The following is a 22,433-nucleotide window of genomic DNA, read 5'->3' as shown; positions in this document are numbered from 1 at the left end:
CCGGCGGCGCTTTGCTTGGCCGGCGAGCCCGGCCTAACCAGCGAGCCTCACAATCAGGCGCGCTTGCCCGTCGACTCGCTCAGCTCGAACGGGCTGGCGCTGCGCCGCTGGTTGCGGTCTTCGCGCGGGGTGGCGCCGAAGAAGTTGCGGTAGGCGCTGGAGAAGTGCGGACCGGAGGAGAAGCCACAGGACAGGCCGATCTGGATGATCGACTTGCTGGTCTGCATCAGCAGCTGGCGCGCCTTGTTCAAGCGCAGCTCCAGGTAGTACTGGCTCGGTACGCGATTGAGATACTGCTTGAAGATGCGCTCCAGCTGGCGCCGCGACACGCACACATGGGTGGCGATCTCGTCGGTGGTCAGCGGCTCTTCGATATTGGCTTCCATCAGCAGCACGGCCTGGGTCAGCTTCGGATGGCTGGAGCCGATGCGGTTCTGCAGCGGGATGCGCTGGCGCTCGCCACCTTCGCGGATGCGTTCGACCACCAGCTCCTCGCTCACCGCGCCAGCCAGCTCGGCGCCATGGTCGCGGGCCAGCACTGCCAGCAGCAGGTCGAGCACGGCCAGGCCGCCGCAGGCGCTGAGGCGGTCGCGGTCCCAGTCGAACAGATGGCTGGTGGCGATCGCCTTGGGGAAACGCTCGGTGAAGTCATCCTGCCAGCGCCAGTGCACGGCGACGCGATAGCCATCGAGCAGGCCGAGCTGGGCCAGCGGGTAGACGCCGGCCGACAGGCCGCCGATCTGCGCACCGGCGCGCACCAGCTGCTTGAGCGCGGAAGCCAGCGCCGGCGCCACGCTGGCCGGCGGCTCGTCGGCGAGCAGGAACAGCTTCTGGCAGCCCTCCAGCCGCCCGGCCCAGGGCTCGCCCGGCAAGCGCCAGCCAGCCTCATCGGCAGGCGGCTCGGCGAGCAGGAAACGCACCTCGTACACCACCTCCGGGTGCACACGCTGCGCCACGCGCAGGGCTTCCTCGGCCAGAGCCAGGGTCATGGGCCGGGTTTGCGGCCAGATCAGGAAACCGATGCAGTGGGCAGTTTGGGTCATGATGGGCAGTCTAGTTCCTACTTCAGGCTGCCGGAAAGGAATTGCTTGAGGCGATCCGACTGCGGATTGGCCAGCACTTCCTTCGGGCAACCGGTCTCTTCTACCAGGCCCTTGTGCAGGAAGATCAGCTGGTTGGACACCTCGCGGGCGAAACCCATCTCGTGGGTCACCACGACCATGGTGCGCCCCTCCTGGGCCAGGTCCTGCATGACCTTGAGCACCTCGCCGACCAGCTCGGGGTCGAGCGCCGAAGTCGGCTCGTCGAACAGCATCACTTCCGGCTCCATGGCCAGGGCGCGGGCAATCGCCACGCGCTGCTGCTCGCCACCGGACATGTGCGCCGGATAGGCATCTTTTCTGTGCGCGACGCCGACCTTGGCCAGGTAGTGCTCGGCCTTTTCCAGGGCCTCCTTCTTCGGCACGCCGAGCACGTGCACCGGCGCCTCGATGACGTTTTCCAGGGCGCTCATGTGCGACCACAGGTTGAAGTGCTGGAACACCATGGACAGGCGCGAGCGCATGCGCTGCAGCTGCTTGGGGTCGGCCGCCTTGAGCGCGCCGCCCTTGCTCGGCACCAGCTTCAGCTCTTCGCCGTTGAGCAGGATCTTGCCGCCGTAGGGCTGCTCGAGCATGTTGATGCAGCGCAGGAAGGTGCTCTTGCCCGAGCCGCTGGAGCCGATGATGCTGATCACGTCGCCGGCCTTGGCGGCCAGGGACACGCCCTTGAGCACTTCGTGGTCGCCGTAGCGTTTGTGCAGATCCTGGACTTCAAGCTTGTACATGGTCTCGGCTCTCGTATGCGAATGCGGTGGAATCGGTGGCTCAGGCTTTACGCGGAGCCAGGTAGGCCAGGTAGCGGCGCTCGGCCAGCTTGAACAGGCGTACCAGGATGAAGGTCAGGCACAGATAGAACAGGCCGGCGGTGATATAGGCCTCGAACGGCAGGTAGAACTGCGAGCTGACGGTCTTGGCCGCACCGGTGATGTCGATCAGGGTGACGATGGACGCCAGACTGGTGGTGTGCAGCATCATGATCACTTCGTTGCTGTACTGCGGCAGCGCGCGGCGCAGGGCCGAGGGCAGGAGAATCCGCCGGTACAGCTTGAAGCGCGACATGCCCATGGCCTTGGCCGCCTCGATCTCGCCATGGGGCGTGGCCTTGATGCTGCCGGCGAGGATCTCCGCCGAATAGGCGCTGGTGTTGATGGCGAACGCCAGGCAGGCGCAGAAGGTCGCGTTGCTCAGGTAGGACCAGGCAAGGCTCTCGCGCACCACCTCGAACTGGGCCAGGCCGTAGTACAGCAGATACAGCTGCACCAGCATCGGCGTGCCGCGAATGGCGTAGGTGTACAGCCAGGCCGGCAGATTCACTGCCGAGCGCTTGGACACGCGCATCAGCGCCAGCGGCACGGCCAGGGCCAGGCCGAACGCCAGGGAAATCAGCAACAGCTTGAGGGTGACCAGGACGCCGCCGAAGTAGAGCGGCAGGCTGTCAAATACCACGTTGTAATCGAAGATCATGGCAGCCCCTTAGATTTCCATCGCCTTGACGCCGACCGAATAGCGCCGCTCGAAGTGGCGCAGGACGAACAAGGAAACACTGGTGATGAGCAGATAAATGGCCGCCGCCAGCAGGATGTAGGTGAACGGCTCGCGGGTGGCATCGCCGGCACTCTTGGCACGAGCCATCATGTCCTGCAGGCCGACCAGGGAGATCAGCGCGGTGGCCTTGATCAGCACCAGCCAGTTGTTGGTGAAGCCGGGAATCGCCAGGCGGATCATCTGCGGCACCAGGATGCGGAAGAACACCCGCAGCGGGTTCATGCCGTAGGCCATGCCGGCCTCGCCCTGACCCTTGGGGATGGCCATGAAGGCACCGCGGAAGGTCTCGGACAGGTAGGCGCCATAGATGAAGCCCAGGGTGCCGACACCGGCGATGAACGGGTTGATATCGATGTAGCCGTCGTATTCCAGCAGGGTCGCCACGCGGTTAACCAGGTCCTGGCCGCCGTAGAAGATCAGCAGGATCAGCACCAGGTCGGGGATGCCGCGAATCACCGTGGCATAGGCGTCGCCCAGCCATGCCAGCCACTTGATCGGCGACAGGCGACAGGCCGCACCGAGCAAGCCCAGGGAAATAGCGACCGCCATCGACAGCAGAGCCAGCTGCAAGGTGAGCCAGACGCCGTCGAGAATGGTCGAGCCGTAGCCATTGAGCATGAATCAATCCTCAGGGGAATACAGGAAGAACGCCCTTCTCCCTCAGGGGTGGAGCGCGGCGGGCCGGCCGGTTTCAGACGCCCCGCACGCGACCCACGGGCAGCCCTCCCCGCAGCGGGGGAAGGCCTTGCCGGCCTTACTCGCCGTAGACGTTGAACTGGAAGTACTTGTCCTGCACGGCCTTGTACTTGCCGTTGGCGCGAATGGCCTGGATGGCGGCGCTGATCTTGTCGGCCAGGGCCTTGTCACCCTTGCGCACGGCGATACCCGCGCCGTTACCGAAGTATTTCTCGTCGTTGAAGTCCGGGCCCACCAGGGCGAAGCCTTTACCGGCATCGGTCTTGATGAAGCCATCATCGATGTTGACGATATCGGCCAGGGTGGCGTCGACACGACCAGCCGCCAGATCCAGGAAGATCTCGTTCTGCGAACTGTAACGAACGATTTCTGCACCCGCCGGCGCGAATTTGTCGGTGGCATAACGATCGTAGGTAGAGGCGCGCTGCACGCCGATCTTCTTGCCTTTCAGATCCACCAGCGGGTCGTTGATCACGGTACCGGCCTTCATCGCCAGCTTGCCTGGGGTGTGGTAGTACTTGGCGGTGAAATCGACCGACTTCAGACGATCTTCAGTGATGCTCATCGAAGACAGTACGGCGTCGAACTTGCGCACTTTCAGGGCCGGGATCAGGCCGTCGAATTCCTGCTCGATCCACTGGCACTTGACCTTCATCTCTTCGCACAGGGCGTTGCCGATGTCGTAGTCGAAGCCGGTGATGCTGCCATCGGGCTGCTTGAAGGCGAACGGTGGGTAGGCGGCTTCGATGCCGATACGCAGCGGTTTGTCTTCTGCCTGAACCAGCGCACTGAACGCGGACAGCGCCAGGGCGCCGAGAAGTACGATCTTCTTCATGGTGTGACTCCTTCGAATGGGGACATCGTTTGGCAGAATGAGGTTCGCCAGGGCCGTGGGTAAATTGTAGGAAGTGTCACCATCTTTGCCGCCTCGAAAGGCGCTGCAAGTGGTCCGGCCAGGTGGGCGGCATTCTAGCGAGCAGGGGAAGACCGATATTTCCTCAAAGCGACAACAAATTACAGAACCACCGGAGAGGCGCGCGCAGCATCTTGACAGGTCAGGCAAAACATGACCAGAGAGACAGGAAGATTAACCTTAATATCCAGCAATAAATACGCCAACATATAGAAAGGCCTCTATAACGGCATATCCAGAGGCTCACCCGATTTTTCCGAAGCCCTCGAACGGGGCAGGGTGTTTCTCCCCTCCCCCAATCGGAGCGACACGTTACCCCCGGGTGTTACCCATCCGCCCCGCTCCCGACAAGTCCGATATTCATCCCCCCTGGCGGGCAATCATCTGGCGCAAGCCACAGACCCGGCACCCCGAAAAAGAAAAACCCCGGCTTGTGGCCGGGGTTTGGTCGCCTTGCGCAGATGCCGGGTCAGGCGGCCTGCATGGTGCGGTGGGTATCGACGAGATGTTGCACCACACCAGGATCGGCCAGCGTGGAGATGTCGCCGAGGGCATCGTATTCGGCGACGGCGATCTTGCGCAGGATGCGACGCATGATCTTGCCCGAGCGGGTCTTGGGCAGACCAGGCGCCCACTGGATGACGTCCGGCGAGGCGATCGGACCGATCTCCTTGCGAACCCAGTTCTTCAGTTCCTGACGCAGCTGCTCGGAAGGTTCCTCGCCACTGTTCAGGGTCACGTAGACATAGATGCCCTGGCCCTTGATGTCGTGCGGCACGCCGACCACGGCGGCCTCGGCGACTTTCGGGTGGGCGACCATGGCACTTTCGATTTCGGCGGTGCCCATGCGGTGGCCGGACACGTTGAGCACGTCGTCGACCCGGCCGGTGATCCAGTAGTAGCCGTCTTCGTCGCGGCGCGCGCCGTCGCCGGTGAAGTACATGCCCTTGAAGGTGTTGAAGTAGGTGTCGACGAAGCGGTCATGGTCGCCGTACAGGGTACGCGCCTGGCCCGGCCAGGAATCAATGATCACCAGGTTGCCTTCGGCGGCGCCTTCGATGATGTTGCCCAGGTTGTCCACCAGTGCCGGCTGCACGCCGAAGAACGGCCGCGCCGCCGAGCCCGGCTTGAGCGCATGGGCGCCCGGCAGCGGGGTCATCATGGTGGCGCCGGTTTCGGTCTGCCACCAGGTGTCGACGATCGGGCAGCGCGACTGGCCGACGTTCTCGTAGTACCAGTGCCAGGCTTCTGGGTTGATCGGCTCGCCGACCGAACCGAGCAGGCGCAGGCTGGAGCCATCGGCCCCCTCAACGGCGGCCTTGCCCTGGGCCATCATGGCGCGGATGGCGGTCGGCGCGGTATAGAGGATGTTGACCTTGTGCTTGTCGATGATCTTGGCGACGCGGGTCACGTCCGGGTAGTTGGGGATGCCTTCGAACAGCAGGGTGGTGGCGCCATTGGCCAGCGGGCCGTAGACGATGTAGCTGTGGCCGGTGACCCAGCCGACGTCGGCGGTGCACCAGTAGACTTCGCCCGGGCGGTAGTCGAACACGCGTTCGTGGGTCAGCGCGGCGTACAGCAGGTAGCCGGCGCTGGTGTGCAGCACGCCCTTGGGCTTGCCGGTGGAGCCGGAGGTATAGAGGATGAACAGCGCTTCCTCGGCACCCATTTCCTTCGGCGCGCAGACGCTGCCGGCAACCTTCATCAGGTCTTCGTACCAGATGTCGCGGTGCTGGTTCCACTTGATCTCGGATCCGGTGCGCTTACACACGATGACCTTGGTCACGCTGCTGGTTTCCGGGTTGGTCAGGGCGTCGTCGACGTTGGCCTTGAGCGCGGTCTTCTTGCCGCCGCGCACGCCTTCGTCGGCGGTGATCACCACCTTCGACTGGCAGTCGATGATGCGCCCGGCCAGGGCCTCCGGCGAGAAGCCGCCGAACACCACCGAGTGGATGGCGCCGATGCGGGCGCAGGCCAGCATGGCCACCACGGCTTCCGGAATCATCGGCATGTAGATGGTCACCACGTCGCCGCGGTGCACATCCTGGCCGCGCAGGGCGTTGGCGAACTTGCACACCTGCTCGTGCAGCTGGCGGTAGGTGATTTCCTTGTGTTCGGACGGATCGTCGCCTTCCCAGATGATCGCCAGCTGGTCACCGCGCTCGGCAAGGTGACGGTCCAGGCAGTTGGCCGAGACGTTGAGGGTGCCATCGGCAAACCACTTGATATCGACGTGGTGGTCGTCGAACGAGGTCTGCTTGACCTTGGTGAAGGGCTTGATCCAGTCCAGCCGCTTGGCCTGCTCGCGCCAGAAGCCGTCGGGGTTGATCACCGACTGCTGGTACATGGCCTTGTAGGTCGCCTCGTCGGTCAGCGTGGTGGCGGCCACCTCGGGGCGGACGGGATAAAGGGAAGCAGCACTCATGACTTAACACCTCGGCGGGTAGTTGTTGTTCTATGGTGTCTTTTGTATCCCCCGACAGCGGGTGGGGCCATTCGACCATGGTCTTACCACTCTACGACCAAGGTCTCAACGCTTTTTTTCAGGTAAAAAAAGGGCGACCCGAGGGCCGCCGCCAAGGCATTCCGGGGGAGGAATGTCAGAAACGCCGTCCGGGATTCGCAGGAACCGGACGCCTGACTTTTTACCCCCTGCCCCTCCCCCCGCCTATTGCACCAAGGTCGTAGCCCTCGCAAGCGGTTTCAACGACACATCGGCAACGCAGGAGTTGTGCTAGTCCTTGCCCAGGCCATGCTGGCGCAGCTTGTTGGCGATGGTGGTGTGCGACACGCCCAGGCGCTTGCCCAGCAGGCGACTGCTCGGGTGCTCGTGGTAGAGGCGCTCCAGCACCGCCTTCTCGAAGCGGCCGAGGATGCTGTCCAACCCGCCCTCCAGGGAGAAATCGCCCAATGGCTGCGGCGCGCCGTAGTCCGGCAGACGGATGTGCTCGACCTTGACCGTGCCGCCGTCGCACAGCGACACGGCCTGGAACAGCACGTTCTCCAGCTGGCGCACGTTGCCCGGCCAGTGGTAGTGGCTGAGCTTGTCCAGTACCTGCGGCGCCAGCCTGGGCAGCGGGCAGCCGATCTGCCGGCTGGCCTGATCGAGGAAGTGTTCGACCAGCGGCGCCAGACCATCCAGGCATTCGCGCAGCGGCGGGATATGCAGCGAGAGGACGTTCAAACGGTGATAGAGGTCCTGGCGGAACTCGCCCTTGGCGCACAGCTCGGACAGGTCGACCTGGGTGGCGCAGATCACCCGTACGTCCAGGTACACCTCCTCGTCGCTGCCGACCCGGCGGAAGCAGCCGTCCTGCAGGAAGCGCAGCAGCTTGGCCTGCAGGCGCGGGCTCATCTCGCCGACGCCGTCGAGGAACAGGGTGCCGCCGGCGGTCAGCTCCAGCAGGCCGAGCTTGCCTTCCGGTCGGGCGCCCTCGAAGGCGCCGGGGCCGTAGCCGAACAGCTCGGTCTCGGCCATCGACTCCGGCAAGCCGGCGCAGTTCAGCGCCATGAACGGCGACTGCCCGCGCGGGCTGGCCAGGTGGCAGGCGCGGGCCAGCAGCTCCTTGCCGGTGCCGGTCTCGCCCTCGATCAGCAGCGGCGCATCCAGCGGCGCCATGCGCCGCGCCTCGCGCACCACCGCAGCCATCACCTTGGAACTCTGGAAGATGCTGTCGAAGCCGCGCAGTTCCTGCTTGCGCACATGGTAGATGCGCTCACCCACGCGATCGGCGCGGTGCAGGGTGAGTACCGCGCCGGCCAGCGCCTCGCTCTCGTCGTGCTCGGACTGCAGCGGGGCGATGTCGGCGAGGAAGATGTCGCCCTTCACTTTCACCCGCAGGCCGTTGATCCGCGACTTGTTGGCGCGCACCAGCTCCGGCAGGTCGAAATCCTCGGCGTAGCGCGACAGCGGAATGCCCGGCACCTCGTCCACGCGCACCCCGAGCAGCTGCGCGGCGGCGCGGTTGGCGGCGACTATGCTGCCGCCCATATCGATGGAAAGCACCGGAAAATCCAGGGCGCCGAGCAGCGCGTTGAGTTCCAGATGACGGCGCTCGCTGGGCATCAGGCCGACGCGCTTGACCCCGAACACCCCGCCAATCGCCTCCAGCTTGGGGCGCAGGGCCTGGAACTGCAGGTTGATCAGGTTCGGGCAGTGCAGGTAGATGGCATTGCCCTGCTCGCCGCCGACTTCGCCACGAGCGACGTTGATGCCGTAGTCGACCAGCAGGTTGAGGATGTCGCGCAGGATGCCGACGCGGTTCTGGCAGTGGACTTTGATACGCATGGCAGGACTCTGGTCAGGCTTGTTATGGGTCGCAGACCCTGTCCCACGCCTGCTGCGCGTCGGCCATGCTGCGTTGCAACGCAGTAACAGCCGCAGGCTGGTCAATCGGGCTCAGAATGCTCATTTACAACTCGTAAACTGCGCTTCTTCGCCCGATTTCGCCTTGCCTGGCTCTAGCTCGCGAGACGCTGAACAGGGTCGCAGCCAGAAGCATTCATGGGCTGCGACATTTTTTTCGTCAAGAATATGTGACAAAAAGCCGTAACAGCAAGAAGCAGCGGCGCAACTCTCGGCAGCTCGTAATCATTTCTTTACGAACTCAGCCAGCACTCGGCACCACCCCGCCCCTCCAGCGCCTGTCATTGCCTGCAACGCCGGGTTATCTGTTGTCCAACACAACAACAAGAACCCCGGTTGGAGGCGACGATGAAGACCACGCAGTACCTGGCCCGCGAACCCGACGCGACTGGCTTTATCCACTACCCGGACAGCGAGCACGCGGTGTGGAATACCCTGATCACCCGCCAGCTCAAGGTGATCGAGGGCCGCGCCTGCCAGGAATACCTGGACGGCATCGAGCAGCTCGGCCTGCCCCATGAGCGTATTCCCCAGCTCGGCGAAATCAACCGGGTGCTTGCCGCCACCACCGGCTGGCGCGTGGCGCGGGTGCCGGCGCTGATTCCGTTCCAGACCTTCTTCGAGCTGCTGGCCAGCAAGCAGTTTCCGGTGGCCACCTTCATCCGTACCCCGGAAGAGCTGGACTACCTGCAGGAGCCGGACATCTTCCACGAGATCTTCGGCCACTGTCCGCTGCTGACCAACCCCTGGTTCGCCGAATTCACCCACACCTATGGCAAGCTCGGCCTGGCGGCGAGCAAGGAACAGCGCGTGTACCTGGCACGGCTGTACTGGATGACCATCGAGTTCGGCCTGGTCGACACCCCGCAGGGCCGGCGCATCTACGGCGGCGGCATCCTCTCCTCGCCCAAGGAGACCCTCTACAGCCTGTCCGACGCGCCCGAACACCAGGCCTTCGACCCGCTGGAGGCGATGCGCACGCCGTACCGCATCGACATCCTGCAGCCGCTGTACTTCGTCCTGCCGGAGCTCAAGCGCCTGTTCGAACTGGCCCACGAAGACATCATGGGCCTGGTGCAACAGGCCATGGCCCTGGGCCTGCACACGCCGAAGTTTCCGCCGAAGGCGGCCTGACCGATATCGCCCTGCAGGTTGGCTTGAGCCTGCGAAGCCCAGCACCCTGAGTACCACACTGGGCTTCGTCGCTTCGCGACTCAAGCCAACCTACGCTGTGACCACACCCGTACTCTGGAGAAAACTGATGAGCCTTGCCCAAGCCCAATGCGAAGCCTGCCGCGCCGACGCGCCCCATGTGTCCGACGAGGAGCTGGCCGAGCTGATCCGCGAGATCCCGGACTGGAACATCGAAGTCCGCGACGGCCACATGGAACTGGAGCGCCTGTTCCTGTTCAAGAACTTCCGCCATGCCCTGGCCTTTACCAATGCGGTGGGTGCCATCGCCGAGGAAGTCGGCCACCACCCGGCCCTGCTCACCGAATGGGGCAAGGTCACCGTCACCTGGTGGAGCCACGAGATGAAGGGCCTGCACCGCAATGACTTCATCATGGCTGCACGCACCGACCAGCTGGCCAGCACGGCCGAGGGCCGCAAGTGAGCCATTTCGCCAACATCGTCCGGGTGCCGAGCGACCCCATCCTCGGTCTGCTGGATGCCTTCCGCGCCGATCCCAACCCGGCCAAGCTCGACTTGGGCGTGGGCGTGTACAAGGACGCCCAGGGCCTGACGCCGATCCCGCGTGCGGTCAAGCTGGCCGAGCAGCGGCTGGTGGATAGCGAGACCACCAAGACCTATATCGGCGGCCACGGCGCGCCGGAGTTCGCCACGGGCCTGCTGCGCCTGGTGCTCGGCGCAGACAGCGCGCTGCTGCGTGACGAGCTGGCCGGCGCCACCCAGGCTCCCGGCGGCACCGGCGCCCTGCGCCTGGCCGGCGAATTCATCGCGCGCAACCTGCCCGGCCGCGGCATCTGGCTGAGCGACCCGACCTGGCCGATCCACGAAACCCTGTTCGCCACCTGCGGCCTCAAGGTCGGCCACTACCCCTATGTCGATGCCGGCAACCGGCTGCAGGTGGAAGCCATGCTCGCCGCCCTGGCCCAGGTGCCCAGGGGCGACGTGGTGCTGCTGCATGCCTGCTGCCACAACCCCACCGGCTTCGACCTGAGCCAGGACGACTGGCGGCGCGTGCTGGAGGTGGTCAAGGCGCGCGAACTGCTGCCGCTGATCGACTTCGCCTACCAGGGTTTCGGCGTCGGCCTGGAGGAAGACGCCTGGGTCGTGCGCCGGTTCGCCGCCGAGTTGCCGGAACTGCTGGTCACCAGCTCCTGCTCGAAGAACTTCGGCCTGTACCGCGAACGCACCGGCGCGCTGATCGTGCGCGCGGCCAGCAGCGGCCAGCTGGCCGATGTACGCAGCCAGCTGGCCGCCATCGCGCGCAACCTGTGGTCCACCCCGCCGGCCCATGGCGCCGCGGTGGTCGCCAGTATCCTCAGCGACGCCGAGCTGCACGCCCTGTGGGCCGGGGAAGTGGCAGCCATGCGCCTGCGCATCGCCAGCCTGCGCAGCGGCCTGGTCGCGGCGCTGCAACCGTACGGCCTGGGCGAACGCTTCGCGCACATCGCCGACCAGCGCGGCATGTTCTCCTACACCGGCCTGAGCGCGGCGCAGGTGCAACGCCTGCGCGAGGAATTCAGCGTGTACCTGGTCAGCAGCGGCCGCGCCAGCGTGGCGGGCATGGCCGAACAGCGCCTGGAATACCTGGCGGCGGCCATCGCCAGGGTGTGCGCCTAACGGCGCCTCGAACGTAGGGTGCGCCGCGCGCACCGAGGCCCAGTGCAGAGCCAATGGTGCGCACGGCGCACCCTACGGCTGTTCAGGCGCCGAGCGGCAACGCAGAGATCAGTCGAGGATCTCGTCGTCGCGGATCAGCACATAGCGGGCGTCGGCCACATCGTAGACGTAGTACATCTGCACTGCGCCATCGGCCACCACGGCCACGTAGTCGCCCGGTTCGGCGACGAAATGGCCGTGGGCGCCCTGCGCCGCCTCGCTCTCCAGGCGTGCGGTGACGAACAGCTCCTCGTCGCAGCCGTCGAAGTAGTCCTCGCGCTCGCGGGCGTCCCACTCGGCCGGCGCCGCGAACGGGCCGGTGAAGAGGATGCGCGCATCGCCCAGCTCCAGCTCCTCGGCATCCGGATCACGCTCGTTGGGGCGGTAGACCGTGCAATCCTGGGCGTCGGCGTGGTCCAGCAGGCTGTCTGACGAGGTCATGGCTTTCTCCGTAGGGCGCGGTCGCGCAGGTAGGCCACCACGGCCGCCTGCTCACCGGCAAATTCGATGCGCTCGGCCTTGCTCTCGCGCTGGTAGGCGTACATGGGATCGTAGTATTCGCGCAGCAGGCCGTCGATCCAGCCGCGGTGCAGCTCCACGCTGGCGCTGCGCTGCTGCTCGGCCAGCGCCGCCTGCATGATCAGCAGCAGGCGCTGATAGCGCTCGCCGCCCAGGCGCTTCTGGATATTGCTCAGGCTCTGCAGCAGGCGCTCGGCGAACAGGCGGAAGCCGTGCTCGGCGCCGTGCACGGCGATGAACTCGGCGCACAGGTCGATCACGTAATCGCGCAGGATGCGCTCGACGCGGCCCTCGAAGCTGTCCTCCAGCCACACCAGCGGATAGCCCTGCATGCCCTGGTGCAGTTCCAGCGGCAGCGAGCAGCTGCCGACCAGGCGGCTCTCGTCCTCCAGCACGAACTGCTCGGTGCCGGCGGCGCGCTGCTTGAGGATGTCGATGGCCAGGCGGTTCTCGAAGTCGATCTGCCCCGGCTGGCCAGTGGCGCGCTTGCCGAAGCTGGAACCGCGGTGGTTGGCATGGCCTTCCAGGTCCAGGCTGTTACCCAGCTGCGCGATCACCTCGGTCTTGCCGGTGCCGGTCATGCCGCCGACTATGACGAAATCGCACTCGGCCACCGCCTGCTGGGTGGTCTCGATCAGGAAGGAGCGCATCGCCTTGTAGCCGCCGAGCACCCGCGGGTAGTCGATGCCGGCCTCGGCCAGCCACTGCTGGACGATCTGCGAGCGCAGGCCGCCGCGGAAGCAGTACAGGTAACCCTCGGGGTGGGCCTTGGCAAAAGCCGCCCAGGCCTCGACCCGCTCGGCCTTGACCTGGCCGCAGACCAGCTGGTGGCCCAGTTCGATGGCCGCCTGCTGGCCTTTCTGCTTGTAGCAGGTGCCGACCCGTTGCCGTTCGATATCGTTCATCAGCGGCAGGTTGGCCACGCCGGGGAAGGCGCCCTTGGCGAATTCCACCGGGGCGCGCATGTCCATCAGCGGGATGTCGTTGAGAAATATCTGGCGGTAGTCGCTGCTGTTGTCGCGCATCACAGCACCTCGACCGCATGGGTCTGGCGCGCGGCCAGCACGCCGATCGGCGAAAGCTGCAGGCCCAGCTCGGCGGCCACGGCGAGGAACTCGGCCTCGCCCTCCGGGGTGACGGCGATCAGCAGGCCGCCGCTGGTCTGCGGGTCGCACAGCAGGTCGCGCTGCGCATCGCTGATCGGCGCGATCTTGTCGCCGTAGCTGTCGAAGTTGCGCAGGGTGCCGCCCGGCACGCAGCCCTCGGCCAGGTAATGGTCGACCCCTGGCAGGCGCGGCACCGCGGCGTAGTCCAGGCGGGCGGTGAGGCCCGCGCCGTCGGCCATCTCCACCAGGTGGCCGAGCAGGCCGAAGCCGGTGACGTCGGTCATCGCGGTGACCCCGGCCAGCTTGCCGAAGCGGCTGCCGGGCTTGTTCAGGGTGCACATCCAGTCGCGCGCCAGGCCGACGTCCTCGGCGCGCAGCTTGGCCTTCTTCTCGGCGGTGGTGAGGATGCCGATGCCCAGTGGTTTGCTCAGGTACAGCCGGCAGCCGGCGGTGGCGGTGTCGTTGCGCTTCATGTGCTTCTTCTCGACCACGCCGGTCACCGCCAGGCCGAAGATCGGTTCCGGGGCGTCGATCGAGTGGCCGCCGGCCAGCGGGATGCCGGCCGCGTCGCACACCGCGCGGCCGCCGCGGATCACCTCGCGGGCCACTTCCGGGGCCAGCAGGTTGACCGGCCAGCCGAGGATGGCGATGGCCATCAGCGGATCGCCGCCCATGGCGTAGATGTCGCTGATCGCGTTGGTCGCGGCAATCCGCCCGAAATCATAGGGATCGTCGACGATCGGCATGAAGAAGTCGGTGGTCGAGACCACGCCGCGCTCGTCGTCCAGAGCATACACCGCCGCATCGTCGCGCGAGGCGTTGCCGACCCACAGCCTGGGGTCGAGGTTCTGTGCGCCGCTGCCGGCGAGGATCACTTCCAGCACCTTGGGGGAAATCTTGCAGCCACAACCGGCTCCATGGCTGTACTGGGTCAGGCGGATCGGCTCGCTCATCGGTAACGCTCTCGGCAAATCGGAAAACAGGTCGCGGATTCTAGCAAAGCTGGCCTTTGCCCACGCCCCCCGTATAATCGCCGCGCTCTTTACCCCTTCCGCGAAGCGTCAGCCCCCGCATGGCCTGGCGTTTTGAACCTTTTCCGCTATTGAACCGGAGAATTTTCATGCTCAAGCGTACCCTGGCGCTCGCCGCCGGCTTTGCCCTGTCCCTGTCCGCCAGCCTGACCCAGGCCGCCGACGTGCTGCGCGTCTCGGCCATTCCCGACGAAGCGCCGACCGAACTGCTGCGCAAGTTCAAGCCGCTGGGCGCCTACCTGGAGCAACAGCTGGGCATGAAGGTCGAGTTCGTCCCGGTCGCCGACTACCCGGCAGTGGTCGAGGCCCTGGCCACCGACCGTCTGGACCTGGCCTGGCTCGGCGGTTTCACCTTCGTCCAGGTGCGCCTGAAGACCGGCAACGCCATCCCGCTGGTACAGCGCGAGCAGGATGCCCAGTTCACCAGCAAGTTCATCACCGCCGACGCCAGCGTGAAATCCCTGGCCGACCTCAAGGGCAAGACCTTCGCCTTCGGTTCGGTGTCCTCCACCTCCGGCAGCCTGATGCCGCGCTATTTCATGCTGCAGGACGGGATCAAGCCGGAAACCTTCTTCAGCCGCGTCGGCTACTCCGGCGCCCATGACGCCACCGCCGCCTGGGTCCAGGCCGGCAAGGTCGATGGCGGCGTGCTCAACGCCAGCGTGTGGGACAAGCTGGTCGCCGCCGGCAAGGTCGACACCAGCAAGGTCAAGGTCTTCGCCACCACCCCGACCTACTACGACTACAACTGGACCGTGCGCGGCAGCCTCGACCCGGCCCTGACCGCGAAGATCAAGGCCGCCTTCCTCGCCCTCGACCCGGCCAACCCGGAGCACAAGGTGATCCTCGACCTGCAGGCCGCCAGCCGCTTCATCGAGACGTCGCCTGCAAACTACAAGGGCATCGAGGACGCCGCCCGCGCCGCCGACCTGCTGAAATGACCCTGCGCCTGTCCGGCGCCCGTCTCAGCCACGGCAACGGCGTCCACGCCCTGCGCGGCGTGGACCTGCACATCGCCGCCGGCGAGCGGGTCGCCATCATCGGCCCGTCCGGTGCTGGCAAGTCGAGCCTGCTCAACCTGCTGGCCACCGCCCTGCAGCCCAGCAGCGGCGAGGTGCAGGTGCTCGGCGAGCAGCCCTGGCAGCTGTCCGGCCGCCTGCGTCAGCGCCTGCGCGCACGCATCGGCCTGGTGCATCAGGCCCCGCCGTTGCCGGCGCGCCAGCGGGTGGTGACCGCCGTACTGGCCGGCAAGCTCGGCCTGTGGGGCCTGGGCAAAAGCCTGCTGAACCTGCTGCACCCCGTGGATATTCCCGGCGCACGCCGCGAGCTGGCCAAGCTGGATTTGGCCGACAAGCTGTTCGCCCAGTGCCAGCAGCTGTCCGGCGGCCAGTTGCAGCGGGTCGGCATCGCCCGCGCACTGTACCAGGCGCCTGAAGTGCTGCTGGCCGACGAGCCGGTCTCGGCCATGGACCCGGTGCTGGCCGAACACACGCTGAGCGTGCTGTGCCGGCATGCCGAACAGCATGGCACGACCCTGGTCGCCAGCCTGCATGCGGTGGAGCTGGCCCTGGTGCACTTCCCGCGGGTCATCGGCCTGCGCGACGGGCAGATCCTGTTCGACCGCCCCGCCGGCGAAGTCGACCAGGCGCAGCTCGACGCCCTGTATGCCAACGAGCAGCTGCTCTCGCCGCCCGCGCCCCGCGTGACCCTGAGCCTGCAGATCCCGCGATGCTAAGCCGCGCCACCCGCGACCCGGCCGCCCTGCCCCGCCTGCTGCTCACGCTGCTGGCGCTGGCCCTGCTGTGGCCGGGTATCCAGCTCAGCGAGCTGGACCTGGGCGTGCTGCTGCAGGCCGACAGCCAGAGCGAGATGGGCCGCTTCGTCGCCGCCTTCTGGCCGCCGGCGCATGCCCCGGAGTTCCTCCGGCTGCTGCTGGACGCCACCCTGCAGACCCTCGCCATTGCCACCGCCGGCATGGCCCTGGCGCTGCTGCTGGCGGTTCCGGCCAGCCTGCTGGCCAGCCGCGCGCTGTCACTATCGGCCGCGTCCCGTGGCGGCCGGCCCAAACCGCTGGCGCAGTGGCTGCGCTGGCCGGTACGCGGCCTGCTGATCTTCCTGCGCAGCGTGCCGGAAATCGTCTGGGCCCTGCTGTTCGTCCGCGCCGTGGGCCTCGGGCCCACCGCCGGGGTGCTGGCCATCGCCATCACCTACAGCGGCATGCTCGGCAAGGTCTTTGCGGAAATCTTCGAGTCGGTCGACCAGCGCCCGGCCCACGCCCTGCTGCAGGCCGGCAGCGGCCGCCTAGCCGCCTTCGTCTACGGCATCCTGCCGAATGCCGCCGCCGAGCTGACCTCCTACACCGTGTACCGCTGGGAATGCGCGATCCGCGCCTCGGTGGTGATGGGCTTCGTCGGCGCCGGCGGCCTGGGCCAGCAGATCGATCTGTCGATGCGCATGTTCGCCGGCGGTGAGGTGGCCAGCATGCTGCTGACCTTCCTCCTGCTGGTGCTGCTGGCCGACCTGCTCAGCCGCCTGCTGCGCGGGAGGCTGGCATGAAGCGGCTGGTCAACCTGTTGCTGCTGCTCGGCATCGCTGCGGCGGTGATCGCCTCGTTCGCCTACCTGGGTATCGACCTGGGCGCGCTGACCAGTGGCGACAGCCTGGGCCAGATGGCCGGCTACGTGCGGCGCTTCCTCAGCCCGGACCTGAGCCCCGGGCACCTGGCGGCCATCGGCCGTGGCGCCGTGGAAACCCTGGCCATGTCGGCCCTCGGCACCTTGCTGGCCGCGGTGTTCGGCCTGCTCCTGGCGCTGCCGGCGGCCGGGCGCTTCGGCTGGCCGCTGCAGAGCGCCGCACGGCTGCTGCTCAATGCCCTGCGCGCGATTCCCGAACTGGTGTGGGCGGCGCTGATGGTGCTGGCTGCAGGGCTGGGCCCGAATGCCGGCACCCTGGCCCTGGCCCTGCACACCGCCGGGGTGCTCGGCCGCCTGTTCGCCGAGGCGCTGGAGAACACCCCGACCGCGCCGGCCGCAGCCATTCGCCTGCAGGGCGGCAGCCAGGTCGCGGCGTTCTGCTACGGCACCCTGCCCAACCTGTGGCCACAGCTGCTGGCCTACTGCCTGTACCGCTGGGAAAACAATATCCGCATGGCCAGCGTGCTCGGCTTCGTCGGTGCCGGCGGGCTGGGGCAGATGCTCTATGTCAGCCTCAGCCTGTTCCAGGAGGCGCAGGCCAGCACGGTGATCCTGGCCATGCTGGTGCTGGTGTTCGGCGTCGATGCCCTGAGCGGCTGGACCCGCCAGCGCTGGGTCAGGGCCTGAGCACTTGGCCGTAGGGGGCGCCGTGCGCACCAACCAACCCTTGTGCGGGCCCGGTGCGCACGGCGCACCCTACGGCCCCTGCAATTGGCACCAAAGCCTGCAGCTACTGTCCAACCCCCGCACGGCACTGCGGCATACAGCGCCGGCCGGTCATCATTGCTTTCAGGAGATCCCCTTGCCTGCCGTCTTTTCACGTCGCACCTTTCGCCTGACTGCTCTGTTGGGTGGACTCGGCCTGGCCGCCTCGGTGCTGGCCTGCCCCAGTGGGCAGCAGCAGGTCTGTGCGGTGGTGTGTTTCTGTGCGCCGATCAGCCAGGCGGACATCGACGTGATTTACCAGGACGTCAGCCAGATGGCCGCCTCCGGGCTGGAGCAGTGGCTGCTGCAGTCACGCGAGACTGCGGCGGCCGGCGGTACCCTGCCCATTCCTCTGCATGTCCGCGCCCAGCTGGAGCCCTACTACGACATCGGCGTACTCGACGCGGCACGCTACAAGGTCGGTGACGGCGAAACGTTGAGCGCCGCCAATACCCTGCTGCAGAACCCCGATGTGCAGGCGGTGACGCTGATCGACATCATCGTCTTCCGTAACGCCGCAGACGCGCAGGACAACGTCGCGCTGTGGGCCCACGAGCTGCTGCACGTGCAGCAGTACCAGCAATGGGGCGTGCGCGAGTTCGCCACCCGCTACACCCGCGACCACGACGCCATCGAGGCGCCGGCCTACAAGCTGCAGACCGAGGTCGCCCGCGCCCTGCGCGCCCAGGTGGCGCAGAGCGGGCCGGCGCGTACGGACTGACGTATGTAGGGTGCGCCGTGCGCATCAACACGCCCGGTGCGGCCCAGGTGCGCACGGCGCACCCTACGAGACCGTGCCAAATGCCACGAATTGGCGGCAATGCTTGAAGGGCTCAGGCCTGGCAGGCGTCCGCTTCGCTGCCACCGCAGTGGCCATACTGCAGGCGGTCGCGGCCCTGCCGCTTGGCCTGGTAGAGCAGACGATCCACCGCCTCGATAAAGGCCAGCGGCGTGTCATGCGCCTGCGGAATGATGGTGCCGACGCCCAGGCTGACGGTCACCAGCTGCGCCACGTTGGACTGTTCGTGACTGATCTGTTCCTTGCGCACCAGCTTGCGGCAGCGCTCGGCGATCTTCTGCGCCGACTCGCCGTCGGTCTCCGGCAGCACCAGCACGAACTCCTCGCCACCGAAGCGCGCCACGCAGTCGCGCGGGCGCGCCGCCGCGCCCTGCAGCGCCTGGCCGATGCGCCTGAGACAGTCGTCGCCGCGGATATGCCCGTAGTGGTCGTTGAACTGCTTGAAGAAGTCGATATCCAGCAGGATCAGCGACAGCGGCCGGCGGGTACGCTGGGCGTTGCCCCATTCGATGTCGAGGATCGAGTCGAACATGCGCCGATTGTTGATACCGGTCAGGCCGTCCTTGTAGGAGTACTCCTCCAGCTGCTGCTGCAAAGCCAGCAGTTGCTCCTCGGTCTTCTTGCGCTCGCTGATGTCGAACATGAAGCCGACCAGCGCCTCGGTCTCGCCGTTGGCGTCACGCATCACGTGCACCACGTCGCGGATCCACACGTAGTCGCCATTTTTGGTCAACGCCCGGTAGTCGGCCTCGTGGTCGATGCCGCACTGCGACTGGGCGATGCAGAAGTTCACCACCCGCTCGCGATCCTCTTCATGGATGCGTTCGGCCCAGTCGTTGGCGCTGATCCAGCTCTGCTGCGTCCAGCCCAGCAACGGCTCGATCTGCGGGCCGATGTAGGCGAAAGTCATGCTCTTCCAGTCGATCTTCCAGGGGATCGCCTTGGTCGACTCCAGCAGGGTCTTGTACACGGCGTGATCCGCTGCGGCGGGCGAGATGGGGTCGAGCATGACTGGGTTCCTCGAGGTTATGCCGCAGAAACTATGCCGGGTCGCCTCAGAAGTCCACCTTGCCGCGCCCGGCCTTGATCGCCCCGCGCTTGCTCTTGCCTTCCAGGCGGCGCTTCTTCGAGCCCAGGGTCGGCTTGGTCGGGCGCCGCGCCTTCTCGCTCTTGCCGGCGCTGCGGATCAGCTCGGCCAGGCGTTCCAGGGCATCGGCGCGGTTTTGCTCCTGGGTGCGGTACTGCTGGGCCTTGATGATCACCACGCCCTCTAAGGTGATGCGGCTGTCGCGCAGCTGCAGCAGGCGTTCCTTGTAGAACGGCGGCAGCGACGAGGCCTGGCTGTCGAAACGCAGGTGCACGGCGCTGGACACCTTGTTGACGTTCTGCCCGCCGGCGCCCTGGGCGCGGATGGCGGTCAGCTCGACTTCGTCGTCGGGCAGGTGAACGGAGTTGGAAATGACCAGCATGGCAGCGGGCGCCGCGAGGGATGGGCGCCCAGCATAGCGTCAAAGCCAGCGAAAATCCTCGCTGCGCTCGGCCGCTTCCATGGCCGCCTTGAGCGCCGGCGGCGGCACGCTGACGCGGCGCGTCTCCAGGCTGAACCAGGCGCCGCTGGTGGTCAGCCGGGCGCACAGCTCGCCCTTGGCGTTGTTCACCTCGCTGAGCATGGTGAACTTGCTGCCGTCCTCGGACAGCGCACCGACCTGTACCGACACGCTGAAGGGCTGCAGCAGGCGCAGCTCCTTGCGGTATTCGATACGGTCCCCGAACACCACCGGGCCGATCCTCGCCTCGGCAAAGGCCTGCGGAGTGAAGCCGGCGCCGGCCAGGAACAGGAAGCGGGCCTGCGCAGCGTAGTCCTGGTAGCGCGAGTTCTTCAGGTGGGCGTTGGAGTCCAGGTCGGCCCAGGTCACCTGGAAATCGAAGCGGGTCATGGCGCGGCTCCTCGTGGTGGCTGGAACAAGCCTAGGCGCCGTAATCTCCTGGCGAAAGCAGCAGATGCGGCGCAAAAAAGCAGCGCAGACGACCCGCCGCGTCTCAGGACTGGCAGTCGCCGCTGCAGTTGATCATCCAGGGCACGCCGAAACGGTCACTGAGCATGGCGAAGCCCTCGGCCCAGAAAGTGCGCTGCAATGGCATCTGCACCTGGCCACCGGCGGACAGCCCGGCGAACAGGCGCTCGGCCTCCTTGATGCTGTCCACCTGCAGGGAGACGTGGCAGCCCTTGATGCCCTCGTAGGGCTGGCCCGGCATGGTGTCGGAGCCCATTAGCAGCTCGCCGTCCCGGCTCAGGCAGGCGTGCAGAGTGCGCTCGCGCTGCTCGGGCGGCATCTCGCCGCATTCCGGGTGGTCGGCGAACGGCAGCACCTGCAGCTGGCCGCCCAGCTGCTCGGCGTAGAACTTGAAGGCCTCGGCGCACTGGCCGTCGAAGATCAGGTAGGCATGGATTTTCATGATGTTCTCCTCAGTCCTTGCTCAGTTGCGCGCGCAGGCGTTCTTCCTGCTCGCGCAGCTCGGGGGTGAACTCGGCGCCGAAGTCCTCGGCCTCGAAGATCTGCCGGATCTCGATCTCCGAATCGCCCGGCATCGGGTTGGGGCAGCGCTTGACCCAGTCGATGCATTCCTGCAACGACGCCACTTCCCACAGCCAGAAGCCGGCGATCAGCTCCTTGGTCTCGACGAACGGGCCGTCGACCACGCTGCGCTGGCTGCCGGAAAAGCGCACCCGCGCGCCCCTGGCGCTGGGATGCAGGCCCTCACCGGCCAGCATCACCCCGGCCTTGACCAGTTCCTCGTTGTATCGGCCCATGGCCGTCAGCAGTTCCTCGCTGGGCATCACCCCGGCTTCCGAATCGGCAGTGGCCTTGACTATCACCATGAATCGCATCGTTGCTCTCCTTTTCGTCGGATAAAGACCGCTGCACATCGGCGGTTCCTGCCAATGGTCGAAGCGCGCGGTGCGAAATCGACAGCGCCCTGAAATTTTTAGTCGGAATTTCTGCGCTGTCAGGCCGCCGCCTCGGCGCTAAGTTAAGCGTGTGATTTATTTCTCGGGGCTAACAGCATGGACTCGATCACCCAGGCGGTACTCGGTGCCAGCATCCAGGGCGCCCTGCTCGGCCGCTGGCAGGGCCGCCGCGCCCTGCTGTATGGCGCCATGCTCGGCACCCTGCCCGATCTCGACGTGCTGATCGACTACGGCGACGCGGTGGCCGACATGACCTACCACCGCGGCTTCAGCCACTCGCTGCTGGTGCTCAGCGCCCTGGCCCTGTTCATCACCCTGATTGCCAGGCGCCTGCGACCCGACCCCGGCTATTCGACGCGCCGGCTGTTCCTCGCCGTGTGGCTGGTATTGATCACCCACCCGCTGCTGGACGCCTTCACCAGCTACGGCACCCAACTGCTCTGGCCCCTGGCCACGCCGCCGGTGGCCTGGTCCTCGGTGTTCATCATCGACCCGCTGTATACCCTGCCGCTGCTGGTGGCGGTGCTTGCCGGCCTGCTGCGCGGCCTGCGTGAGCGCCCGCAGTGGCTGGCGCTCTGCGCCCTGGGCCTGTCCAGCCTGTACCTGGCCTTCAGCCTGGGCGGCAAGGCCATGGCCGAGCACAAGGTCGAGCAGGTCCTGGCCCAGCGCGGCATCCAGGCCGAACAGCTGTTCAGCACCCCCACGCCGTTCAACAGCCTGCTCTGGCGGGTCATAGTGCTGGACGGCGAGGACTACCACGAAGCCCTGGTCGGCTGGCTCGACGCTGCGCCGCCGCGGCTGGAACGCATCCCCCGCGGCACGGCCCTGGCCGAGGTGCTGCAGCACTCGCCGCAGCATGCGCGGCTGGCCTGGTTTACCCATGGCGTGCTGCGCTACGACCGGATCGGCGAGCAGCTGGTCGTCACCGACCTGCGCCTGGGCATGACCGGCTACCACCCGTTCCGCTTCATCTTCGCCGAACAGCGCGACGGCCGCTGGCAGCCGCTGGCCCGGGTCGAGCGCCTGCCCTTCAGCCGGGGCGAGCCGGCGCGCCTGCTGGTGCTCTGGCAACGCATCTGGGACGAGCGCGAGCCGGTGCAGTTGCTGAGCTGGGCCGAGGCCCTGAACGAGAAACCCTGAGG

General features: G+C 66.6%; 24 protein-coding genes. 9 read left to right on the top strand and 15 right to left on the bottom strand.

The window, feature by feature from the left end; translation table 11 throughout:
- Nucleotides 1-53 precede the first annotated feature (53 nt).
- The 7 genes from argR to F3I62_RS14755 form a co-directional block, all read right to left on the bottom strand.
- Nucleotides 54-1,043, bottom strand: coding sequence for a transcriptional regulator ArgR (argR, locus tag F3I62_RS14785; protein ID WP_160490407.1), 990 nt, complete (start codon nt 1,041-1,043; stop codon nt 54-56).
- A 17-nt stretch (nt 1,044-1,060) separates the two neighbouring features.
- Nucleotides 1,061-1,825, bottom strand: a complete 765-nt coding sequence (gene aotP / locus F3I62_RS14780; RefSeq protein ID WP_160490406.1) for an arginine/ornithine transport ATP-binding protein AotP — start codon at nt 1,823-1,825, stop codon at nt 1,061-1,063.
- Between the two features lie 40 nt (nt 1,826-1,865).
- On the bottom strand, nt 1,866-2,564 hold the full coding sequence (locus F3I62_RS14775; RefSeq protein ID WP_160490405.1) for an ABC transporter permease: 699 nt from the start codon (nt 2,562-2,564) through the stop codon (nt 1,866-1,868).
- 9 nt (nt 2,565-2,573) lie between these two features.
- Nucleotides 2,574-3,263 carry an ABC transporter permease gene (locus tag F3I62_RS14770; RefSeq protein WP_160490404.1) on the bottom strand — a complete coding sequence of 230 codons (690 nt, stop codon included), beginning with the start codon at nt 3,261-3,263 and terminating at the stop codon, nt 2,574-2,576.
- Nucleotides 3,264-3,399: 136 nt separating this feature from the next.
- Entirely contained in the window at nt 3,400-4,176 is a 777-nt protein-coding gene (locus F3I62_RS14765; RefSeq protein WP_160490403.1) for an ABC transporter substrate-binding protein, read from the bottom strand.
- A 547-nt stretch (nt 4,177-4,723) separates the two neighbouring features.
- Nucleotides 4,724-6,679 (bottom strand): acetate--CoA ligase, encoded by a 1,956-nt coding sequence (gene acs / locus F3I62_RS14760; protein ID WP_160490402.1) that lies wholly within the window; start codon nt 6,677-6,679, stop codon nt 4,724-4,726.
- Between the two features lie 309 nt (nt 6,680-6,988).
- Nucleotides 6,989-8,542, bottom strand: coding sequence for a sigma-54-dependent transcriptional regulator (locus F3I62_RS14755; RefSeq protein WP_160490401.1), 1,554 nt, complete (start codon nt 8,540-8,542; stop codon nt 6,989-6,991).
- Between the two features lie 426 nt (nt 8,543-8,968).
- Between F3I62_RS14755 and phhA the strand changes: the two genes are divergently transcribed.
- From phhA to F3I62_RS14740, 3 genes are all read left to right on the top strand, one after another.
- A complete protein-coding gene (phhA, locus tag F3I62_RS14750; protein WP_160490400.1) occupies nt 8,969-9,754 on the top strand; it encodes a phenylalanine 4-monooxygenase in 786 nt (261 codons plus the stop codon).
- Between the two features lie 124 nt (nt 9,755-9,878).
- Nucleotides 9,879-10,235, top strand: a complete 357-nt coding sequence (locus tag F3I62_RS14745; protein ID WP_160490515.1) for a 4a-hydroxytetrahydrobiopterin dehydratase — start codon at nt 9,879-9,881, stop codon at nt 10,233-10,235.
- Entirely contained in the window at nt 10,232-11,428 is a 1,197-nt protein-coding gene (locus F3I62_RS14740; RefSeq protein ID WP_160490399.1) for an amino acid aminotransferase, read from the top strand. Before F3I62_RS14745 ends, F3I62_RS14740 begins: the two co-directional genes overlap by 4 nt.
- 108 nt (nt 11,429-11,536) lie before the next feature.
- Here F3I62_RS14740 and F3I62_RS14735 read toward each other — a convergent pair whose 3' ends face one another.
- The 3 genes from F3I62_RS14735 to selD are packed head-to-tail and all read right to left on the bottom strand — an operon-like array spanning nt 11,537 to nt 14,045.
- Nucleotides 11,537-11,908, bottom strand: coding sequence for a hypothetical protein (locus tag F3I62_RS14735; RefSeq protein WP_160490398.1), 372 nt, complete (start codon nt 11,906-11,908; stop codon nt 11,537-11,539).
- The gene (gene mnmH, locus F3I62_RS14730) at nt 11,905-13,011 is read right to left on the bottom strand and encodes a tRNA 2-selenouridine(34) synthase MnmH (RefSeq protein WP_160490397.1); all 1,107 of its coding nucleotides are present in this window, start codon (nt 13,009-13,011) and stop codon (nt 11,905-11,907) included. Before mnmH ends, F3I62_RS14735 begins: the two co-directional genes overlap by 4 nt.
- Nucleotides 13,011-14,045, bottom strand: a complete 1,035-nt coding sequence (gene selD, locus F3I62_RS14725) for a selenide, water dikinase SelD (RefSeq protein WP_160490396.1) — start codon at nt 14,043-14,045, stop codon at nt 13,011-13,013. The genes mnmH and selD overlap by 1 nt, the downstream gene beginning before the upstream one ends.
- A 167-nt stretch (nt 14,046-14,212) precedes the next feature.
- Between selD and F3I62_RS14720 the strand changes: the two genes are divergently transcribed.
- The 5 genes from F3I62_RS14720 (at nt 14,213) to F3I62_RS14700 (ending at nt 18,242) form a co-directional block, all read left to right on the top strand.
- Nucleotides 14,213-15,064, top strand: a complete 852-nt coding sequence (locus F3I62_RS14720) for a putative selenate ABC transporter substrate-binding protein (protein WP_160490395.1) — start codon at nt 14,213-14,215, stop codon at nt 15,062-15,064.
- A complete protein-coding gene (locus F3I62_RS14715) occupies nt 15,061-15,858 on the top strand; it encodes a phosphonate ABC transporter ATP-binding protein (RefSeq protein WP_160490394.1) in 798 nt (265 codons plus the stop codon). Before F3I62_RS14720 ends, F3I62_RS14715 begins: the two co-directional genes overlap by 4 nt.
- Nucleotides 15,852-16,679, top strand: coding sequence for an ABC transporter permease (locus tag F3I62_RS14710; RefSeq protein WP_160490393.1), 828 nt, complete (start codon nt 15,852-15,854; stop codon nt 16,677-16,679). Before F3I62_RS14715 ends, F3I62_RS14710 begins: the two co-directional genes overlap by 7 nt.
- Entirely contained in the window at nt 16,676-17,443 is a 768-nt protein-coding gene (gene phnE / locus F3I62_RS14705; protein ID WP_160490392.1) for a phosphonate ABC transporter, permease protein PhnE, read from the top strand. Before F3I62_RS14710 ends, phnE begins: the two co-directional genes overlap by 4 nt.
- Nucleotides 17,444-17,618: 175 nt before the next feature.
- Nucleotides 17,619-18,242 carry a DUF4157 domain-containing protein gene (locus F3I62_RS14700; protein ID WP_160490391.1) on the top strand — a complete coding sequence of 208 codons (624 nt, stop codon included), beginning with the start codon at nt 17,619-17,621 and terminating at the stop codon, nt 18,240-18,242.
- 112 nt (nt 18,243-18,354) lie between these two features.
- Here F3I62_RS14700 and F3I62_RS14695 read toward each other — a convergent pair whose 3' ends face one another.
- From F3I62_RS14695 to F3I62_RS14675, 5 genes are all read right to left on the bottom strand, one after another.
- Entirely contained in the window at nt 18,355-19,329 is a 975-nt protein-coding gene (locus F3I62_RS14695; RefSeq protein WP_160490390.1) for a sensor domain-containing diguanylate cyclase, read from the bottom strand.
- A 46-nt stretch (nt 19,330-19,375) separates the two neighbouring features.
- Nucleotides 19,376-19,789, bottom strand: a complete 414-nt coding sequence (arfB, locus tag F3I62_RS14690; RefSeq protein WP_160490389.1) for an alternative ribosome rescue aminoacyl-tRNA hydrolase ArfB — start codon at nt 19,787-19,789, stop codon at nt 19,376-19,378.
- A 39-nt stretch (nt 19,790-19,828) separates the two neighbouring features.
- Nucleotides 19,829-20,257, bottom strand: coding sequence for a thioesterase family protein (locus F3I62_RS14685; protein ID WP_160490388.1), 429 nt, complete (start codon nt 20,255-20,257; stop codon nt 19,829-19,831).
- Nucleotides 20,258-20,360: 103 nt separating this feature from the next.
- Nucleotides 20,361-20,777, bottom strand: coding sequence for a VOC family protein (locus F3I62_RS14680; RefSeq protein ID WP_160490387.1), 417 nt, complete (start codon nt 20,775-20,777; stop codon nt 20,361-20,363).
- Nucleotides 20,778-20,787: 10 nt separating this feature from the next.
- Nucleotides 20,788-21,210, bottom strand: a complete 423-nt coding sequence (locus F3I62_RS14675; RefSeq protein ID WP_160490386.1) for a YciI family protein — start codon at nt 21,208-21,210, stop codon at nt 20,788-20,790.
- Nucleotides 21,211-21,387: 177 nt separating this feature from the next.
- On the opposite strand from F3I62_RS14675, the gene F3I62_RS14670 reads away from it, so the two are divergent.
- Complete coding sequence (locus F3I62_RS14670) at nt 21,388-22,431, top strand: metal-dependent hydrolase (RefSeq protein ID WP_160490385.1); 1,044 nt, start codon at nt 21,388-21,390, stop codon at nt 22,429-22,431.
- Nucleotides 22,432-22,433: the final 2 nt, after the last annotated feature.

This window comes from Pseudomonas sp. R-28-1W-6 (assembly GCF_009799925.1).
Classification (GTDB): Bacteria; Pseudomonadota; Gammaproteobacteria; order Pseudomonadales; family Pseudomonadaceae; genus Aquipseudomonas.
Note: the sequence above shows the minus strand (reverse complement) of the source record. Positions and strands in the feature narration are given on the sequence as shown.

Excerpts from the sequence above, each read along its gene's own strand:
- argR (WP_160490407.1), bottom strand. The coding sequence starts at position 1,043 with ATGACCCAAACTGCCCACTGCATCGGTTTCCTGATCTGGCCGCAAACC.
- aotP (WP_160490406.1), bottom strand. The coding sequence starts at position 1,825 with ATGTACAAGCTTGAAGTCCAGGATCTGCACAAACGCTACGGCGACCAC.
- F3I62_RS14775 (WP_160490405.1), bottom strand. The coding sequence starts at position 2,564 with ATGATCTTCGATTACAACGTGGTATTTGACAGCCTGCCGCTCTACTTC.
- F3I62_RS14770 (WP_160490404.1), bottom strand. The coding sequence starts at position 3,263 with ATGCTCAATGGCTACGGCTCGACCATTCTCGACGGCGTCTGGCTCACC.
- F3I62_RS14765 (WP_160490403.1), bottom strand. The coding sequence starts at position 4,176 with ATGAAGAAGATCGTACTTCTCGGCGCCCTGGCGCTGTCCGCGTTCAGT.
- acs (WP_160490402.1), bottom strand. The coding sequence starts at position 6,679 with ATGAGTGCTGCTTCCCTTTATCCCGTCCGCCCCGAGGTGGCCGCCACC.
- F3I62_RS14755 (WP_160490401.1), bottom strand. The coding sequence starts at position 8,542 with ATGCGTATCAAAGTCCACTGCCAGAACCGCGTCGGCATCCTGCGCGAC.
- phhA (WP_160490400.1), top strand. The coding sequence starts at position 8,969 with ATGAAGACCACGCAGTACCTGGCCCGCGAACCCGACGCGACTGGCTTT.
- F3I62_RS14735 (WP_160490398.1), bottom strand. The coding sequence starts at position 11,908 with ATGACCTCGTCAGACAGCCTGCTGGACCACGCCGACGCCCAGGATTGC.
- mnmH (WP_160490397.1), bottom strand. The coding sequence starts at position 13,011 with ATGCGCGACAACAGCAGCGACTACCGCCAGATATTTCTCAACGACATC.
- selD (WP_160490396.1), bottom strand. The coding sequence starts at position 14,045 with ATGAGCGAGCCGATCCGCCTGACCCAGTACAGCCATGGAGCCGGTTGT.
- F3I62_RS14720 (WP_160490395.1), top strand. The coding sequence starts at position 14,213 with ATGCTCAAGCGTACCCTGGCGCTCGCCGCCGGCTTTGCCCTGTCCCTG.
- F3I62_RS14715 (WP_160490394.1), top strand. The coding sequence starts at position 15,061 with ATGACCCTGCGCCTGTCCGGCGCCCGTCTCAGCCACGGCAACGGCGTC.
- F3I62_RS14710 (WP_160490393.1), top strand. The coding sequence starts at position 15,852 with ATGCTAAGCCGCGCCACCCGCGACCCGGCCGCCCTGCCCCGCCTGCTG.
- phnE (WP_160490392.1), top strand. The coding sequence starts at position 16,676 with ATGAAGCGGCTGGTCAACCTGTTGCTGCTGCTCGGCATCGCTGCGGCG.
- F3I62_RS14695 (WP_160490390.1), bottom strand. The coding sequence starts at position 19,329 with ATGCTCGACCCCATCTCGCCCGCCGCAGCGGATCACGCCGTGTACAAG.
- arfB (WP_160490389.1), bottom strand. The coding sequence starts at position 19,789 with ATGCTGGTCATTTCCAACTCCGTTCACCTGCCCGACGACGAAGTCGAG.
- F3I62_RS14685 (WP_160490388.1), bottom strand. The coding sequence starts at position 20,257 with ATGACCCGCTTCGATTTCCAGGTGACCTGGGCCGACCTGGACTCCAAC.
- F3I62_RS14680 (WP_160490387.1), bottom strand. The coding sequence starts at position 20,777 with ATGAAAATCCATGCCTACCTGATCTTCGACGGCCAGTGCGCCGAGGCC.
- F3I62_RS14675 (WP_160490386.1), bottom strand. The coding sequence starts at position 21,210 with ATGCGATTCATGGTGATAGTCAAGGCCACTGCCGATTCGGAAGCCGGG.
- F3I62_RS14670 (WP_160490385.1), top strand. The coding sequence starts at position 21,388 with ATGGACTCGATCACCCAGGCGGTACTCGGTGCCAGCATCCAGGGCGCC.